Here is a 16,994-nt window from a genome sequence, read left to right on the forward strand (position 1 = left end):
CCAGCAGGGCCAGTCGCCGCTTACGGGAGGTGCCGGGGGTGGTGGGGGCGGTGAGGGACATGAGGGGGACTCCTTCGTGGGGGAGCCGCTCTGTCGTGCGGCCCCGGTGCATCCAGTAGGCATGCCGCGTGCCTGCCCCGTCACGGCACTGCATCTCGGGACTGGACGGATGCAAGGATTCCGGCTATGGCGGTATGCGAAGGTCCCGCGGGCTCCGGTGCGTGCCTGCCGTCGGGCATGCCGCCCCCTTCCGACAGCCGAGGTGATGCGCCGGCCAGTATTCGACGCGGCTGACGCTGGGCACCCATGCCGGAACGGCACACCACCGGAACGACGGAAACGTATGGTCAGGGCACTGACCCGCGGTCACGTCCGGTTCGTCCGCCGGTGGTTGACGACCGAGGGGTGGTGGCCGGCGCGCGGGTGGCATGGCGTGTTGTGCGTGGGGCGACGATGCGCAGCGTCCAACCCGTCCGCGTTCCGGTTCAGCGTGCGGCTCCGCCGGTGGCGCGCGGTCCTCGCAACGCCTGCACACGTATGTACGCCCCCCGCCGTACCCAACAGCAGCGACGATGCCCTGGTGACAGCCCGAGCACGGCCGCGCCCTCCTGGGCGCCCGCACGCGGGCGAAACCGTCGGACATGGCTCATACAGGATGGCCGTCATGCTGCCGCCTTGGCAGAGTTCCCGGGGCTGTGAAACGCTCGATTCGGTGGCATATCCGGCCCTCGCCGCACGTCGATGCCGAACGAGGGAGCCGGCCTGTCTGCCGGGAGTTCACCCAATCCTGGCTTCCGTTCGGGAGTAAGGAACAGCGATGAGAACGACCGAGCACCTACATGACTCCGACGGCCACGGTGACCCGACCTTGTACCGCACCCCGGCCGATGCCGTCGCCGCGCCCCCCGAGGAGCTTGCCTATGTCGTCGGCTTCGATCCGACCGCACAGCGCGCGGACGCGTTGTTCACCGTCGACACCGCCCCCGCGTCCCCGACCTACGGCCGCGTGACGTCCCACGCCACGCTGCCCGACCTGGGCAATGAACTGCATCATTTCGGCTGGAACGCCTGCTCGAGCGCGCTGGCGCACGCCGGTCATCACCACGCCGCGCGTCGCTATCTCATCGTTCCGGGGCTGCGCTCCTCCCGGCTGCACGTCTTCGACACCGTCCCCGACGCGGCGAGCCCTCGCCTGGTCAAGGTGATCGAGGCCGAGGAACTGGCCGCCAAGGCCGGGTATTCGCGCCCACACACCCTGCACTGCGGGCCCGACGGAGTCTTTCTGTCCTGCCTGGGCGGCGCGGACGGTGCGGACGGGCCCGGCGGCGTGGCGCTCCTGGACCACGAAAGCTTCGACGTGCTGCGCAGCTGGGAGAGCGAGCGCGGGCCGCAGAAGCTCGCCTACGACGTCTGGTGGCATCTGCGCCAGAACATCGCCGTGACCAGTGAGTGGGGGAGCCCCTCCATGATCGAGGACGGCGTCGTCCCCGAACTGCTGCTGAACCGCCAGTACGGCCACTCACTGCACTTCTGGGACCTCGAAGCCGGTCGGCACCTGCAAGAGGTGGACCTGGGTGACGAACACCAGATGGTGCTGGAACTGCGCCCGGCGCACGACCCCGAGGCGACGTGGGGGTTCACCAACACCGTGATCAACGTGGAGGACCTGTCGGCCTCGGTATGGCTGTGGAACCGGGAGGGCGAGGACTTCAAGGTCCGGAAGGTGATCACCATTCCGGCCGAGCCCGCACAGCCGGAGGACCTGCCCCCGGCCCTGAAGCCGTTCGGAGCCGTCCCCCCGTTGATCACCGACATCGATCTGTCGGTGGACGACCAGTGGCTGTACATCTCCGCATGGGGAACCGGCGACCTGCTCCAGTACGACGTAAGCGACCCGTTCCATCCGAGACAAACCGCGGCCGTGCGGCTTGGCGGCATCGTCGGCGGGCAGCCGCACCCCGCCGAGCCCGACGTACCGCTCACGGGCGGAGCGCAGATGGTCGAGCTCAGCCGCGACGGGCGACGCGTCTACCTGACGAACTCCCTGTACGCCGCCTGGGACGAACAGTTCTATCCCGCGGGCATCGATCCGTGGATGATCAAGCTGGACGCCGACACCTCGAACGGGGGACTCTCGGTCGACAGCCGCTTCTTCCCGCACGGCGCGGACTTCCTCGGCCTGCGCGTGCACCAGACGCGCCTGCAAGGAGGCGATGCTTCCTCGGACTCCTACTGCTACCGCCGCTGACGAAGTCGGCGCACGCGGGCGCTGGGCGCGTAGCCCGCCGCTCCTGCAGGAGGGAACATGCTCCTCGTGGCTCAGGCAGTGGGCGCGCGCACCGCCGACGGAGCGGAATGGCAGCCGCCCTCCACCGAATCACTGGTAGCTGTGCTCCTGGTGGCCTTGGCCACTGTGGTGGGCGCCTGGTCGGCGCGGCGGGCGTCGGGCCGCTCGTCGCTCGTACTGGCGGCTGCGTCCGGGATATTGCTGGTCGTCGCGGTCCTCCATCTTCTGCCGGACGCGTGGGACGAGGCCCGTGAGGTCGGCGTGCCGCAGTGGGCGGTGCCGCTGGCCGCGCTCGCCTCGTTCTGGCTGGTGGGCGCCTTGACCCGCATCGGCTGCCCGTGCGCACTGGGGCGCGCGGGCGGCATAGGCGCGGCAGCGGGGCTCGCTCTGCACCGCTTTCTGGAAGGGGCGACCCTGGCCCTGACCGCCTCGGTCGCCGTGGTGGCGGCACTCCTCGTGCACGCGGCCGGCGAAGGCCTCGCCTTGGCCGCGCTGCTGGGAACGCAACCGAGGCGGCGTATGGCTCCATGGATCGGGCTCGCCTGCGTGAGTCCGATCGCGGGGGCCTTCGTGACGAGCGCCGCCCCCATTCCGGACGCTCTCATGCCGTGGCTCCTCGCCGTGGTCGCCGGTGTACTGGCCCAGGCGGCGTGGGTGGCGCTCGGGCTCGCCCACAAGCAGCGACCAGCGAACCGGCGAGTCCTCGGGGCGCCTGCCACGACAGCGATGACGATCGCGGTCGTCCTCACCGCGGTCGTCCTTATCGTCGGGGCAGCCCACCGCTGAACACGACAGCCGCACAACGCGATGAGCTTTCTGGGCCGACCGGACCCTCGCGCAGGCGGACGGCGGACGGCGGGCGGCCCGTGGCGCTGCACCGTCTTTCGCGATTCTGCGCCGGGGGACCGCTCAACGGACCTGATCACCGGCCAGTACAACGAAGCGGGCATCCATCCATCTCGCCCGGAGAGCGACGGCGCGGTCCCGGCACGCACCGGTTCCGGTCGCCCGCCATGCCCGCAGCAGCGCGGCCCGCGACCGCACGGCGCTGTTGACGAACCTCGACGCATGCAGCGACTAGATGGTGCCTCGGCCGCTTCGCCGATCGTTCGCGAGCCACTCCTCGAAGGTGGTCGGCGCGATACGGGCGTCCTCGCCGGGCAGGAGGACGTCGCCGGCCATCTCCGGCCCCAGAATGGATGACCAGGTCGGGACGAGTTTGACGCTGTGACCGCGGGCGTCGTTGGTACGCCGGGCCATGTCCACGAGGTCCTGCGGCTCCGGGCCGGCAACGTCGCGATACCGCCCCTGGGGCGTGCCCGCGGCGATCTCCGCGAGGACGTCGGCCACGTCCGAGGGCGCGATCGGCTGGACGAGCAGCGGGGGGATCGTGGCGACGCCTTCGTGCTCGGTCCAGGCCACCACCGTCGCGGCGAAGTCGTGGAACTGCGTGAAGGGAACGATCGACCACGGCACGGGGCCCTGGGACACCAGGCGCTCCTGCTCCCGCTTACCGGCGTAGTGCGCGTTCCCCTCGACACGGTCCACGCCGACGATCGTGAGCAGCACGTGGTGCCGGACGCCGGCCGGCGCCTCGGCGGCCAACAGGTTCCGGGTCGCGGTGCCGAAGTAGGCCACCGCCTCGTCCCGGTCGGCTGCCTCGTGGCTCGTCGCGTCCACGACGGCGTCGACGCCGGACAGGGCGGCGTCGAGACCGTCCCCGGTGATCAGGTCCATGCCGAGCGAGCGGCTGATACGCACCACCTCGTGCCCGGCCCGTTCCAGGGCGGCCGCGGTCCGTGCCCCGATGTTCCCTGTCGCTCCGGCGACGGCGACTCGCATCGCACCCACGGTGATCCCTCCTGCGCCACTCGGTGTGCCACCGGCCTTCATCGCTGTTCGGTGCCGGCAGGGGACAGTGGTTACGGCCGGCAGCCTCCCTCAGCGTCGTCCTCAGTGGTCGCGACCGCACCCCGGCAGCACGTGTCCCAGCGGCAGGTGTCCGTCACTCGGCCCAGGGGTGGAACCCGGTGTTGAGGATGTCTTCGAGAGCGGCGCGGAGCCGGGCCGCCTTGTCGGCGCCGAAGCTCTCCTCGAACTCGGACTGCACGGTGCGCCAGAACGGGAGGGCGGCTTGCATCCGGGCGAGGCCGTCGGGGGTGAGAGCGACCATGCGAGCGCGGCGGTCCGTCGGCGACGGTTCGACGGTGACGAGGCCTTCCCGAGCGAGCGGTTTGAGGTTGCTGGCCAGGGTGGTGCGGTCCATGGCGATCATCTCGGCGAGGCTCGTGATGGTGATCTGCTCCTGGGTGCTCAGCTTCTGGAGGATGCTGAACTGCGTCGCGCGCAGACCCGTCGGGGCGAGCGCCTTGTCGTAGGTGGCACCCAGGTAACGGGCTGCCTTGCGCAGAGCCAGGTTGTTGCAGGAGTCGACGGTGTCCCTCTCCATGTCGGCCATGCTCTCCTCCAGATCCGGGATCAATGTACGAGTATATGCACGTAACCTGGAGCTCCTATGCGGTAGTGCCGCACCGAGGCAGGGCCACGCCATCCCTTGCGGTTGGCCGCGACGGCCGAATTGCCGGAGCGTAGGGTCAAATGGCGGCGCATCCGGCGGGTGTGCCAGTCGGATCTGCCGGGGGTTGATCCGGCGGCCCGAATTGCGTAGCTGAGGCCTCCGCTCGTGGCGGCGCCGTGACCGGGTGGCGGCGACCGCCTTGCATCGCGAGAGAACAGAGGCCCTTGCACCCAAGCCATTAGGAGCATATGCTCCTAAATCCAGGGTGGGGCTGATCGAGTCCTTCCTTGCTCCCACCGCGAGACCCAGGGAAGCGCCGCCGGGACGGCCGCGCGAGAGTTCCGGGTGCGGCCGCGGACGCGATCTTGCCCAGTCACAGAGAACCCAGTCGCAGAGAACCCAGTCCCACAAGACTCAGTCACAACGAAAGGGGCGCCGATCTATGGCCGCCAGTAACCCCGTCCTCATCACAGGCGCGGGCGGCGTGGGCCGCACTGTCGTCGAGGGGCTGCGCGCGCGGGACGTACCGGTGCGCGTCATGGTCCGCCGGAACGACGACCGTGCCGCGCGGATGCGCGCCCTCGGCGCGGAGGTCGTCCTCGGTGACCTCACGCGCCCCGAGACCGTCTCGGCCGCGCTTGAGGGGGCCCGGAGCATGTACTTCGCCATGCCTGTGTCACCGGACCACCTTCTCGCCGCGACCGTCGTGGCGAGCGTCGCGCGGGAGTACGGCAAGCTGGACGCACTCCTCGACATGTCTCAGATGACCGTGTCGCAGATGACCGCCACCAGCACCGCGGAATCCCGTCAGCAGCGGCTCCACTGGCTGGCGGAGCAGGTGTTCGACTGGTCAGGTCTGCCGGTGGTCCATGTCCGCCCCACATCGTTCCTGGACAACCCGCTGTTCACGACGCTTCCGGCGCAGACGATCCGCGCGAAGGGCACCATCGAGCTGCCTTTCGGAGCGGGGCGCACCTCACCGGTCGCCGTGGACGACGTCGCCAGGGTGATCGCGACCGTACTGCGTGATCCTGCTCCGCATGTGGGGCGTGTCTACGAACTGACAGGCCCGCGCACGGTCGACATGACCGAGATGGCCGAGGCGTTCTCCCAGGCGCTGGGCCGGCCCGTCTCGTACGTGGACGTCCCCCTCGAACAGTGGCGCACAGAGGTGCTGTCCACGATCGGCCTGCCGCCGCACATCGAGGAGCACATCGTCACCATGTGCCGCCTTCATCAGCAGAACCGATACGACCGGGCCTCGGACGACGTCGAGCGCCTGACAGGCACCCCAGCCCAGACGATCGAGGAATTCGTCGCGGCACGCCAGGACTTCTACCTGGGCTGAAATTCCCCCACGGCTCGCCGCTCGCGGGCCGGAGGATCAGGCGCCTTCGCCCTGTTACAGGCTCCCGTGCCACCGCACCCGCTCATCGGGGGATGAGGTGTGCCGGACCTCTTCCCCCCCACACACATACACCGCGGTTCCGCACACGTGCTGGAACGCGGACAACGAAAGCGATCCGTGAAATGACCATGAAACTCGAGCTTTTCGTCCTGCCCGTCTCCGACGTCGACCGCGCCAGGGCCTTCTACGAGAAGGCCGGATTCCGGCTCGACCTCGCCAAGGACATCACCGACGACTACTCGGCCGTCCACCTCACCCCGCCCGGGTCCGAGGCCTCGATCCTCTTCGGCAAGGGCCTCACCACGGCCGCGCCCGGTTCGGCTCAGGGGCTGTATCTCGTCGTCACGGACATCGAAGAGGCCCGTGCGGACCTCGTCGGCCGCGGAATCGAGGTGAGCGAAGTGTTCCACGACGACAAGGGCGTCTTCTTCCACGGCCACGACGCCGGAGAAGTCGTGCACAACAGTCGCGGCCAGGAGCGCATCACCGGACCGCACCCCGAGCGCGCAAGCTACGGCTCCTACGCCACCTTCAGCGACCCGGACGGCAACGGCTGGGTGCTCCAGGAGATCACGCAGCGCTTCCCCGGCCGCTGACCGCGCCCTGGCCAGGCAGGCGGACCGAGGGTGCGTCCTTCCGGTCGGCCGACGCCTCGACTCGGCCGGCACCGTCGGCGGTCGCGCGCTGCCACCGTCGGCCGTACGGGCGTCCCATAGGTGGTCGTCCTCCCCGACCCGGGGCGACCCCCGCCTGCCGGGTCGCTCACCCCCTGATGTGAACGGAACCAGTGCTCCGGGACACGGAACTCGTCAGCATCGATGTCGAGAGCGTCCTGTTCACCTGAGCACCGCGGCCGAGTCCGCGACTTCCCATAGGGCATGCGACGACCACACACTCACGAATACCTCCAGGAGGCGAACCATGCGCAAGATCCACCTACGCGCTCCCACAGGCTCTGCTCCACTTGCCCGCACCTACCGCGGTCGATGTCGCACGAGGCTGGCCGTGCTGACCATCGAGTCCTGCCACGTAGAAGCAGGGCCCCGGCGAAGCAAAATCCAGGTGCGGGGGAGCCGCTTAGCACTCGTATACTCGTGCGATCTCATGGAGGGGAGGCGGGAGACAGTGAAGCTTGCTGAGGCACTGGCGGAACGTGCGGAAGCGACGCGCCGCGTAGAACAACTGCGAGCGCGTGTGGTCAGCAGTGCGCGGTACCAGGAAGGTGAGACCCCCGCCGAGGATGCGGCACAGCTGTTGGCCGAGACCGGCGAGGTGCTGGACGCTCTGGAAACGTTGATCCGGCGGATCAACCGCACCAATGCCACCGTGGAGATGGGTCCGGACGGCACGCTCACCGATGCCCTCGCCCGCCGGGATGTCCTGCGGCTGCGTCACTCGGTGGTCACCGCGGCAGCGGACGCGGCGGCGGGCAAGGGCGAGCGGGGATACGGCCGGCAGCTTCGGTCCGAGTTGATGATGCTTTCCGCGCTTCCGGTCGCAGAACTCCGCGGTCACGCGGATGCGCTCGCCCAAGAGATCCGCGAAGTCGATGTACGGATCCAGCGTACGAACTGGGAGGTCGATCTGCTGGACTGAGTAGTCCAACAGACTGGGACGATGTGGAGCAGGTAGCTGCTTCGGAGGCGTGCACACACCGAGGGCCGGCGGTTTTCCAGCCCACTCCTGGCGCGTGAAGAGCAACGCGGGGGTTCGACTCCCCACAACACAGTGCAGCTCAGCACCGCGTACAGGTAACAGTGCACATCGCACAGCACATCACCACGTGCAGATCCGAGGCGGCGAGGGCGGGTTCGGGGATCTCCACATCGCACCACCATGGGGAAAGGCGGGGCAGTTTGAGAACGCTGGTCACCGCTTCATCCATTGCCCGTGGAGTCGGCAGCCGGCTTGGTCGGAGCGGTGTCGGCGAGGTCGGCCGAGACGGCAACCCGGTGCCGGTCAGAGAAACCGCCACGACGGCTGCCACGGTGAGAGGGGCTGAGCGACGTCGTCGGCGGCCCCGGCGCGCAAGGCGGGCTGGCCGAGGCACAAATCCCCCTCACAGCCGATGCCAGCTGCCCACGCCGCCGTAGGTCCCCACCGTTGGACGGGCCAGCGACCCACCAGCCTTCCGCACGGGCATGTCGTACGGGTACTGGAGTGGGGGCTTGTGCGGCACGGCGGTCAGGACCGTGCCGCACAAGCGGTCAGTGGCCGATGCGTACCGTCTCGCTCCGGCGCGTGCGTTCGCGTCCGGTGCGCAGGACCCCGGCAGCCACAGCGGTGGTCACGCACAGCAGGGTCAGCAGGACGAAGGCCTGGTTCAGGGCGACGAGGTGGGTCAACCAGCCGATGACGGCAGGACCGGCGAGCATGCCGACGTAGCCGAGACCGGCGACGCGGGAGACGTTGGCGCCGGCGGCTGCGGGGTCGGCGTGCCCGGCCGCGCTGAACAACTGCGGGACGCACCCGGACAGGCCCAGTCCGAACAGCGCCCAGCCCGCGAACGCGGCCCACATCCAGGGACCGAGAGCCACGAGCGTGATGCCGACAGCGGCCATGGCCGAGCCGTGGCGCAGGATCGCCGTGGAACCGAACCGGGCGACGAGGCGGTCGGTGACCAGCCGGCCGATGGTCATGGCCGCAGCGAAGGTGCCGTACGCGAAGGCGGCAGTGCCGGCGGGCGCACCGAGGACGTCCTTCAGGTGCAGAGCGCTCCAGTCGTTGGCCGCGCCCTCGCACAGCATGACCATCAGCGCCAGGCCAGCGAGGAGCCAGACCCGCCCCCCGGTGCTGTGGCGCGCGCCGACCGGTGATGCCTCGGCCTCGTCCGCGGAGTGGGCGCCGGTGCCGGCGGGGTCGGCCGGCAACAGGGCGCTTGCCGACGCCAGGGCGATCACGATGCCAACGGCTCCCGTGGCGGCCATGCTTGCGACGAGGTCGAGGCCGGCGCTCGCCGCGCCCGCCGCCACGAGGGAGGCGAGGACACCGCCGACGGAGAACGTGGCGTGGAAGCCCGACATGACGGGCCGGCCGTACGCCTTCTCCACGTGCACGGCGTGGGCGTTCATGCTGACGTCCAGGCAGCCGTTGCAGAACCCGAAGACGAACAGCGCTCCTGCCAGCGTCCACGGATCATGGGCGAGTCCGGGCAGCACCAGGGTCGCGCCGCACAGCGTGCCGCCGGCCGGCACCACGACGCGTGAGCCGAGGCGGTCCGTCAAAGGGCCGGCCATCTGCATTCCTGCGAAGGCTCCGAGCCCGAGGAGTACCAGCAAGCCGCCGAGCGTGGCGTGGCTGATGCCCACCCGCTCCTCGACGGCCGGGATGTGCACGACCCATGCGCCCATGAGGGTGCCGCACAGGACGAAGTAGACATAGGTCGCCACACGCGCGGCTCGAAGCGAACGTTCCATGCCGACCACCGTAAACGAACACTACTCGTGTTCGGAAGGCACTCTTATGAACGCCTTGCATGTTTGTTTTCGGGTGGTGTTCAATCCCGGTATGAGCAACGCAGACCGGCACGGGCTGATCGCGAAGACCGTCAGGGACTCCGGCGGCGCCACGGTCCAGGAACTCGCCGAGCTGACCGGCGCCTCGGAGATGACCATCCGGCGCGACCTCGACACCCTGGCCGCGCAGGGCGTCCTCGAACGCGTCCGAGGAGGGGCACGCACGCTGCTGCTCAGGGGCGCGGAGCCCCCTTTCGCGCTACGCGCCCACGAGGCGGTGGACGCCAAGCGCCGGATCGCAGCCGAGGTCTGTGCCCTCATCGCCGACGGTGAGAGCGTCCTGCTGGACAGCGGGACCACCTGCCTCGAGGTCGCCCGTCTCCTGCGCGAGCGGCCCGTCACCGTCATGGCACTGTCCCTGCAGGCCATCCACCTGCTCGGCGAGACACCTGGCCCGGCCACGCTGGTGGTGCCCGGCGGGCAGCCCCGTGCCGCCGAGGGAGCCCTCACCGGCCCCCTCACCCTCGCCTCCCTGGCAGCCCTGCGCTTCGACACCGCCGTCCTCGGCTGCTGCGGACTGAGCGCGGCCGACGGCCTGACCGCCTACGACCTGGACGAAGCCGCGGTGAAGAAGGCGAGCATCGCCTCCGCCCGACGCACCATCGTCGCCACGGACGGCGGCAAGCTCGGCCGCACCGCCTACGCCTACGTCGGCCCCTCCGCGCTCCTGCACACCCTCGTCACCGACGCCACCGCGCCCCCCGACGAGGTGACCGCACTGGAAGGCGCCGGCACCGTCGTCAAGACCGTCTGACCACGGCTGGTCAGGTCCAGCCCACTCGCCGGTGTAGCCGCCCGGTCATCGGACCTCTCGGCCCGCCCGGTGAATGGCGTGAAGTGGGCTTGTCCGGTGCGGCGGCGCTGGGACGGAGAGGACTGCGCTGTTTGACGGATGGGTGGGGCTGGGTAGTGCGACCGCCGCCGCCGGATGGGCGGTGTCCTCGGGGGAGAGGCGGGACGACGCATGAGCGTGGTCCGCGGGCCGGCGCGCGGGGATAGCGGCATGGCGTCGATCAGCCTGGTCTTGCCCACCCTCGCTGCGGCAAGCAGCCTGGCCGTACCTCCCTCGGGCGCAGCCCGCGCAGGCGATCACCCCGCCCGGAAGGAGCTCGCATGAGGATCGTCATCACCGGTGCCTCCGGCTTCCTGGGGGAGCGACTCGCCACGGCCCTCCTTCGCGAACGCGCCTTCAACGGTGTGCGGTTCACCGGGCTGGTCCTCGCCGACCGCGTCAGGGCACCTCACTCCACGATCGCAGCCGATCCGCTCGTGAACCTGGTCCACGGCGATCTGAACGACCGGCTCGACGAGATCTTCGCCGAACCGGTCGACGTCCTGTTCCACCTCGCCGCCGCCGTGTCCGCGGAATGCGAGGCCGACTTCGACCTCGGTATGCGCGCCAACATCGACACCACCCGTGCGCTGCTGGATGCCGCACGCGCCCAGGCCGCCGCACAGGGACAGGTGGCACGGGTGGTGTTCACCAGCAGCCTCGCCGTCTACGGCCACGACGCCGCCCTGCCGCTCCCGCCCGTGGTCGGCGAGGCGACCCCGGCGATGCCCCGCTCGAGCTACGGAACGCAGAAGCTGATCTGCGAGCACCTGATCGCCGACTACACCCGCCGCGGATTCCTGGACGGGCGCGTAGCCCGGCTGATGACCGTCAGCGTGCGGCCGGGCCGCCCGAACGCGGCCGCCTCCGGTTTCCTGTCCTCGATCATCCGCGAACCCCTCGCCGGACTCCCGGCCACCTGTCCTGTGCGGCCCGACCTGAGAGTGGCGCTGGCGTCACCCCGGACGACCCTCCAAGGCCTCCTGCGCATCGCGCAGGTCGACCGCGGCGCCGGGCCCGGGCGGCTCCAAGGCCAAGCACCGGTCAACCTCCCCGCCCTCACGGTGACGGTCGCCGAGATGCTCGCCGTGCTGCGGCAGTTGGCCGGCGACGCCGTGGCCGACCTGGTCACCGTCGCACCAGACCCGGCCGTCGAAGCCATCGTGGCCTCCTGGCCCGCCGTCTTCGACAACCGCCGCGCCGCCGCCCTCGGCCTGCGGCCCGACCCCGGCTTCCCGTCCCTCGTCCGGAGCTACCTCGCCGAACGGACCGGGCGGCAGTCCTGACTCGGCCGCCGTCCAGTCTGCGCCCGTGGCAGGTCCTCGCATGCCGGCGCTGCTTCCTGCGGCCACCTACGTGGCCGGCAATCCAGCTCCCTGCCGGCGCAGGTACCGCACCTTGGCCGCCCGGCGGCGGCACACGGACGGCGAGGGGGAATCGAGGACCACGGATCAGCGTTGTCGGAGCATGGGTGATGAAGTCCGCTACGGCCATGACGAGCCCGGCCCGTCCACCGTCTCGACCGTGCGCGCACGCCTCGCCGCCGACCGTGCGGACACCCTCGCCCGGGCGGCCGCGCTGAGCCGTGACTTCGACGGGATCGTCGCGGCGAACGCCCTGGTCGCGGTGGACGACGAGCACGATCCCGAAGGGGGCACCACCGCCTTCGAGCGGGCGCACGTTGCCGCGCTGATGGCGCAGACGCGTGAGCACCTTCAAGAGAACTGGACCGGGCACTGGAACGACTCGAACAGGGCCAGTACGGGCAGTGTGAGGGCTGCGGCGGGACGATCCCGCCCGAACGCCTGGAGATCCGTCCAGCGGCGACGACCTGTGTCCGTTGCGCCGGGTCCGGCCCACCGCGCGGTTGACGCCGGCGAGTGTCGGGCGATCGACGGCGATCCCGATGCCCCATCAATCCGTTGCAGGGAGGGCGAGCACCGCCTCCATGGCGGATCGGAGTTCCTGGTCGTCGAGGATGGCCCGGTAGTCCCTGTAGTGGGACAGGCGGCGATCGCGGGCTCTGATGATGTCGAGCGCTGTCCGTGCGGCCGGCGTGGTGGCGCCGATGCGGAGGAAGCCGCGGAGTGCCTCGAGGAGGTACCCGTATCGGTCGTCGTCCTCGGTGAAGCTCAGGACGGTGTTCTCCAGTACCGACAGGGTCGGCTGCGGATTGCCGGTGATCGCCCACAGTGCGACCGCCGCCTCTACCTGCCCGTGCTTGGCGTCCTCCACGATCTGACGTACTCGCCCGGCGTGCTCGGCGGCGGCGGAGCCGAAGTCGGACAGGAGGGCGACCGGCCCGTATCACGGGCCCTGATCGTGTTCCACCGCCTCGCCCAAGAGGCGCAGCGCGGTGCCGTCGTCGCCTGCGATGCGCCACGCGGCCCAGGCGATCTTGTGGTGATTGGCCGGGTGGTCGAGGACCACCGCGTCGCGCACGGCGGGCGCCGTGAACGAGGCGGCCGGACCCATCGCGACCAGCACGTCGACCACGCTGAGCGAGTACTGCGCATCGTCCAGGAGCGGCAGGATGTCCGGTAGCGCGGGCAGCGCGTCCGGCCCCCACTCTTCGGCGATCTTCAAAAGGTCGCCGGTGAGCGGGCCGTGTTCGTCGCGGTGTGCGTACTGCTGCCGTACCTCCTCAAGGAGTGCGGGCAGCACGACATCCGCGTGCTCCCGCAGAGGGGCGAGGATCTCGTGGATCTCCGGAAGGCGCGGGTCGCCCCTCACATGGCTGCGTCCGTAGTGCTCCCGATAGGGCGCGCAGAGGTACTCGACGAGGCCGGGGAGGGCACGGGGGTCGCCCAGACGGACGAGGGCCCAGCGTGCGTACGCGCCGACTGTCCCTTCGATCCAGGAGATGTCGTCGGTTCCCGGGTCGTCGAGCAGTGTCGTCAGACGGTCGGCGTACGGTGCGGAGTGAGGGGCGAGCATCGCGAGGAGATGAGTGGCCTTCAGCCGCGCACAGCTGTCGGTGCAATCCAGCAGACGTGCCGCGAGCGGCAGGACCGACGGGGCCGCGGAGGGCAGCAGCACCAAGAGCCGCCATGCCTCGTCGAGGACGACCCGACGGAGCCCGGTGTCCGCGGTGCGTTCCGCCGCTTCGGCCAACCGGATCACGAACGACAGGGCGATCCGGGGAACGTGGTCGAAGAGACCGGTCACCCACGGGACGACGTCGTCACGGGTCAGGGAGCCTTCGACGTCCGGCAGCAACCAGATCTGCTCGAAGCGGGGCCGTACGGCGGGATCGGTGAGGACGTCCAGCAGCAGGTCGATGTGGCGGAGGGGAACGTCACGGTCGAGGGACGCCCAGGCGAACACGGCCGCGACCTTCATCACCGGCTCGTCGTCCCGCAATACCTGGTGCAGCACCGCTCCTACGGCGGAGGCGAGTTGATCCCGGCCGTCAGGAGCCCGAGTGTCCGGCTCGCTGGTGGTAGCGGCGGCGGAGGTGGACAACGCCAGCAGCAGAGCCACGCGCACGGCCGGGTCGGGCTCGGTGCGCCACCGTTCCAGCAACGTGCTGCCGTCCGCGAGGGGGATGGCAGCACGGCGGATCTCCTGGTCCGGGTCCGCGAGCAGGGCCAGGATGGCGTTGCCCTGACGTCGCCACTCCTGTTGCCACTGCTCACGCGGGCCCTGTTCACCGCCCCCACGCGCCGCGCCGTTCAGAGCGTCGAGGAGCTCGACAAGGGCGAGCCGCGCCCCGTTGGCGGGGTCGGAGGCGAGTGCCGCGAGGAACGGCAGGGCCGCGATCGCGGCTGACGGCAGCGCACCCTTCGGCCCGAACAAGCAGTCGTGCAGCGGGTAGCAGTCCTCCTCCGTCGCCTCAGGACCTTTTCTGACCAGGCGTCGCAGTGCTCGTGGCACCTCCTCGATCGGATGGTGGTCCGGGTTACCTGTGTGGAACCGGCTCCAGTCCACCGCGTCCACCGCCTCGACCGATGTTCTCGCCACTGCCACCCCGTGTGTCCGCCGTCCGTCGACCGATCGTCATCCTCACATTCGCCGACGCGTTCGCCCGGCGAGGAGCGGACACCTCCCCGCCGTCGCGGCACGCGGCGGATAGCCTGCCACCTGGGACATCAGCCGTACCGGTACGGCAACCGACGATGAGGAGATCGCCCGTGACGACCACCGCCCGCGCCACCGTGCAGCACGAAGACGAGCGGGTCCGGGTCACCCGCTGGGACTTCGAACCCCAGGAGAGCACCGGCCGTCACGTGCACGAGTACGACTACGTCGTCGTACCCGTCACCGACGGGCAAACCGGTGTGGTCACTCCCGACGGCACGGTCACCTCCTCGCAACTGCGGGCCGGCCAGTCCTACGCGCGCCCTGCCGGCGCCGAACACGAAGTCGTCAACACCGGTGCCGCCCCGCTGACCTTCATCGAGATCGAACTGAAGTGACGGCACCTGAAGTCGACGAAACACGTTGAACCAACGGCGGTCCCGCGCACTCGCCGTACAGCAATGTCCAGTACGTGCCGCCCTGCCCACGGCCGCAGCCGGGACCGGGGAGTGCTCAACACCGGCCGGGCCACCGCAGCGTCGCTTCGGCCCCGACGGGTTCGCTGCGCTTGAACCGCGGATAGGGTCGAGGGCGTGAGTCGACCACGGAAGCGCGTACAGCCGGTGCCGGATCCTGAACGGGCAGCGGCCGCCGCCGCGTTCCTTGCCGGCCAGGAGATCACCCGGACGCAGTGCGGCAGGTGCGGTTCCGAGGTCGCCGGGGTCAATGGCCGGTACGCATGCGGCGTTTGTGGGTGGATCAATCACTGGTCGGAGGGCCATAAGGCGTTGCCGACCGCGGCGGACGACGAGAGCGCGATGGAGATGCCGGAAACCCTTTAGGCTGACGACCCGGGGGACCACCCCGCTCTTCCCGCTGCTGGTGCACGGGTCCTGAGGGTGCTTTGCTGAGAAGCCCGGGACATGACCACAGCATCACCCGAGGCCGCGCCCACGATCCCCTGGGCTCCACGCCTTGGCCTACTCGCCGGAGGGCGATTGGGCGCAGGGTTGCCGGCGGCCTCGCTGATCCGGCCGTCCCGCACGGCGAACGACCCAACGCCTGCCCGGGTTGTCGGTGGTGGCTGGGAGGCTGGTCGTATGAACGGCGATGAGCAGTTGCTGCGTGGCCGGGTCTACGGCTGCGACCACGACGACCCCAATCCCGGCCCCCTGCCCCAACGGACGTACGCCACGCTCGTCGGCGGCCCCTTGGACGGTCTGTTGCTTGACATCACCGGGTGGACGGCGGAAGAAGTCGACGGTGGCGTCGCGCTGTCCACCGAGCTGTCGCGGTGGCCCGGCGGCCGCGCACTGTACGACCCGAGCGCCGACGAACCGCGCATACCGGGCCCGGGAGTGGCCTGCCGCTTCCACTATTCCGGCGACACACCCTGACCGCATGGTCGTCGCTGCGGTAGCGCTGGAGGTCCAGCGGTCGGCTCGCGGCAGCCGATTGCCGGCGGCGGCGGCCTGCCTGGCGCAGGCCCGAAACGAGGCCCGACGAGACCTACCGGACGCTCTGCACGCGCCAAGCTCCTGACCGCCGGTCCCGCATCGCTCTTCCCTTCGTTTCACCGCACCCGGCTACCAGGACCGCAACGGGGCAACGCTCCTACGCACGGGTCGGCTCCTGCCACGCCGCGAAGAAGTTTATGCGCAGCTGTCGATCCGGCCACGTCCCGTTCGACGTCAAGATGTGCGGCGCTTTCCCGCACACCGGCGCGACAGAACTGACGAGGACGCACGTGGAGCAACTGCTGAAAGTCATGAATTTCAACGTCTCGAGTGACGGAATCGGTGCCGGTGAGCACCAGAGTCTCGAGCGGCCGTTCGGCTTCGATGATCCCGAGAGGTTGTTCTCCTGGGCCGGAGCCACGGCGAGCTGGCCCATGCGCGGGGATTCCGGGGGCAGCCGGGGCCTCGACGACTACTTCACGCGGGACTTCGCGCGCAACATCGGCGCCGAGATCATGGGGCGCAACAAGTTCGGGCCCCAGCGCGGGCCCTGGCATGACCATGACTGGCGCGGCTGGTGGGGCCAGGAGCCTCCGTTCCGCACCCCGGTGTTCGTCATGACGCACCACACGCGTCCGTCGTTCGTGCTGTCCGACACCACGTTCCACTTCGTCGACGGCAGCCCGGCCGCGGTCCTCGCACAGGCACGGGAAGCGGCGCAGGGCAAGGACGTCCGGCTCGGCGGCGGGGTCACCACCGTCCGGCAGTTCCTTGATGCCGACCTCGTCGACACCATGCACGTGGCGGTCTCGCCGGTGAAGCTCGGGTCCGGCCTACGGCTCTGGGAGTCCCCCGATGAGCTGCTCGACCGGTTCCACCTGGAGAACGTGCCCAGTCCGAGCGGCGTGACGCACCACCTCTTCTGGCGAAGGTGACGCCAGGCCCCACTCGAGGAAG

At 70.0% G+C, this 16,994-nt stretch carries 15 protein-coding genes and 1 pseudogene; 11 read left to right on the forward strand and 5 right to left on the reverse strand.

Going from position 1 to position 16,994, the window contains the following annotated elements; genetic code table 11:
* The first annotated feature begins 817 nt into the window (after positions 1–817).
* Positions 818–2,248: a selenium-binding protein SBP56-related protein gene (locus ACF08B_RS37560; protein WP_392321518.1), complete on the forward strand. Its 1,431-nt coding sequence runs from the start codon at positions 818–820 to the stop codon at positions 2,246–2,248.
* Between the two features lie 57 nt (positions 2,249–2,305).
* On the forward strand, positions 2,306–3,073 hold the full coding sequence (locus tag ACF08B_RS37565; RefSeq protein ID WP_392321519.1) for a hypothetical protein: 768 nt from the start codon (positions 2,306–2,308) through the stop codon (positions 3,071–3,073).
* Between the two features lie 291 nt (positions 3,074–3,364).
* On the opposite strand, the gene ACF08B_RS37570 is transcribed toward ACF08B_RS37565, so the two are convergent.
* Together ACF08B_RS37570 and ACF08B_RS37575 are read right to left on the reverse strand one after the other, a co-directional pair.
* Complete coding sequence (locus tag ACF08B_RS37570; protein WP_392321572.1) at positions 3,365–4,129, reverse strand: SDR family oxidoreductase; 765 nt, start codon at positions 4,127–4,129, stop codon at positions 3,365–3,367.
* A 163-nt stretch (positions 4,130–4,292) separates the two neighbouring features.
* Positions 4,293–4,769 (reverse strand): MarR family winged helix-turn-helix transcriptional regulator, encoded by a 477-nt coding sequence (locus ACF08B_RS37575; RefSeq protein ID WP_392321520.1) that lies wholly within the window; start codon positions 4,767–4,769, stop codon positions 4,293–4,295.
* Positions 4,770–5,247: 478 nt separating this feature from the next.
* Between ACF08B_RS37575 and ACF08B_RS37580 the strand changes: the two genes are divergently transcribed.
* From ACF08B_RS37580 to ACF08B_RS37590, 3 genes are all read left to right on the forward strand, one after another.
* On the forward strand, positions 5,248–6,153 hold the full coding sequence (locus ACF08B_RS37580; protein ID WP_392321521.1) for an NmrA family NAD(P)-binding protein: 906 nt from the start codon (positions 5,248–5,250) through the stop codon (positions 6,151–6,153).
* 182 nt (positions 6,154–6,335) lie between these two features.
* Positions 6,336–6,809, forward strand: a complete 474-nt coding sequence (locus ACF08B_RS37585; RefSeq protein ID WP_392321522.1) for a VOC family protein — start codon at positions 6,336–6,338, stop codon at positions 6,807–6,809.
* A gap of 529 nt (positions 6,810–7,338) precedes the next feature.
* Positions 7,339–7,809, forward strand: coding sequence for a DIP1984 family protein (locus ACF08B_RS37590; RefSeq protein WP_392321523.1), 471 nt, complete (start codon positions 7,339–7,341; stop codon positions 7,807–7,809).
* 611 nt (positions 7,810–8,420) lie between these two features.
* On the opposite strand, the gene ACF08B_RS37595 is transcribed toward ACF08B_RS37590, so the two are convergent.
* Positions 8,421–9,629 (reverse strand): MFS transporter, encoded by a 1,209-nt coding sequence (locus tag ACF08B_RS37595; protein WP_392321524.1) that lies wholly within the window; start codon positions 9,627–9,629, stop codon positions 8,421–8,423.
* A 91-nt stretch (positions 9,630–9,720) separates the two neighbouring features.
* On the opposite strand from ACF08B_RS37595, the gene ACF08B_RS37600 reads away from it, so the two are divergent.
* The 3 genes and pseudogenes from ACF08B_RS37600 (at position 9,721) to ACF08B_RS37610 (ending at position 12,431) form a co-directional block, all read left to right on the forward strand.
* Positions 9,721–10,482: a DeoR/GlpR family DNA-binding transcription regulator gene (locus ACF08B_RS37600; RefSeq protein ID WP_392321525.1), complete on the forward strand. Its 762-nt coding sequence runs from the start codon at positions 9,721–9,723 to the stop codon at positions 10,480–10,482.
* Between the two features lie 359 nt (positions 10,483–10,841).
* A complete protein-coding gene (gene denD / locus ACF08B_RS37605; RefSeq protein WP_392321526.1) occupies positions 10,842–11,846 on the forward strand; it encodes a D-erythronate dehydrogenase in 1,005 nt (334 codons plus the stop codon).
* A 181-nt stretch (positions 11,847–12,027) separates the two neighbouring features.
* Positions 12,028–12,431: pseudogene (locus tag ACF08B_RS37610) on the forward strand (TraR/DksA family transcriptional regulator).
* Positions 12,432–12,474: 43 nt separating this feature from the next.
* Here the strand turns inward: ACF08B_RS37610 and ACF08B_RS37615 are convergent.
* Together ACF08B_RS37615 and ACF08B_RS37620 are read right to left on the reverse strand one after the other, a co-directional pair.
* A complete protein-coding gene (locus tag ACF08B_RS37615) occupies positions 12,475–12,795 on the reverse strand; it encodes a hypothetical protein (RefSeq protein WP_392321527.1) in 321 nt (106 codons plus the stop codon).
* A 72-nt stretch (positions 12,796–12,867) separates the two neighbouring features.
* Positions 12,868–14,523 carry a hypothetical protein gene (locus ACF08B_RS37620; protein WP_392321528.1) on the reverse strand — a complete coding sequence of 552 codons (1,656 nt, stop codon included), beginning with the start codon at positions 14,521–14,523 and terminating at the stop codon, positions 12,868–12,870.
* Positions 14,524–14,693: 170 nt separating this feature from the next.
* On the opposite strand from ACF08B_RS37620, the gene ACF08B_RS37625 reads away from it, so the two are divergent.
* The 3 genes from ACF08B_RS37625 (at position 14,694) to ACF08B_RS37635 (ending at position 16,972) form a co-directional block, all read left to right on the forward strand.
* Entirely contained in the window at positions 14,694–14,978 is a 285-nt protein-coding gene (locus tag ACF08B_RS37625) for a cupin domain-containing protein (RefSeq protein ID WP_392321529.1), read from the forward strand.
* 702 nt (positions 14,979–15,680) lie between these two features.
* Positions 15,681–15,977 (forward strand): hypothetical protein, encoded by a 297-nt coding sequence (locus ACF08B_RS37630; protein WP_392321530.1) that lies wholly within the window; start codon positions 15,681–15,683, stop codon positions 15,975–15,977.
* 350 nt (positions 15,978–16,327) lie between these two features.
* Positions 16,328–16,972, forward strand: coding sequence for a dihydrofolate reductase family protein (locus ACF08B_RS37635; RefSeq protein ID WP_392321573.1), 645 nt, complete (start codon positions 16,328–16,330; stop codon positions 16,970–16,972).
* The last annotated feature ends 22 nt before the right edge of the window (positions 16,973–16,994 follow it).

Source organism: Streptomyces sp. NPDC015139 (assembly GCF_043079785.1).
In the GTDB taxonomy this organism is placed as follows: domain Bacteria; phylum Actinomycetota; class Actinomycetes; order Streptomycetales; family Streptomycetaceae; genus Streptomyces; species Streptomyces albidocamelliae.

Coding starts and splice junctions, on each gene's coding strand:
- ACF08B_RS37560 (WP_392321518.1), top strand. CDS start 818: ATGAGAACGACCGAGCACCTACATGACTCCGACGGCCACGGTGACCCG.
- ACF08B_RS37565 (WP_392321519.1), top strand. CDS start 2,306: ATGCTCCTCGTGGCTCAGGCAGTGGGCGCGCGCACCGCCGACGGAGCG.
- ACF08B_RS37570 (WP_392321572.1), bottom strand. CDS start 4,129: ATGCGAGTCGCCGTCGCCGGAGCGACAGGGAACATCGGGGCACGGACC.
- ACF08B_RS37580 (WP_392321521.1), top strand. CDS start 5,248: ATGGCCGCCAGTAACCCCGTCCTCATCACAGGCGCGGGCGGCGTGGGC.
- ACF08B_RS37585 (WP_392321522.1), top strand. CDS start 6,336: ATGACCATGAAACTCGAGCTTTTCGTCCTGCCCGTCTCCGACGTCGAC.
- ACF08B_RS37595 (WP_392321524.1), bottom strand. CDS start 9,629: ATGGAACGTTCGCTTCGAGCCGCGCGTGTGGCGACCTATGTCTACTTC.
- ACF08B_RS37600 (WP_392321525.1), top strand. CDS start 9,721: ATGAGCAACGCAGACCGGCACGGGCTGATCGCGAAGACCGTCAGGGAC.
- denD (WP_392321526.1), top strand. CDS start 10,842: ATGAGGATCGTCATCACCGGTGCCTCCGGCTTCCTGGGGGAGCGACTC.
- ACF08B_RS37630 (WP_392321530.1), top strand. CDS start 15,681: ATGAACGGCGATGAGCAGTTGCTGCGTGGCCGGGTCTACGGCTGCGAC.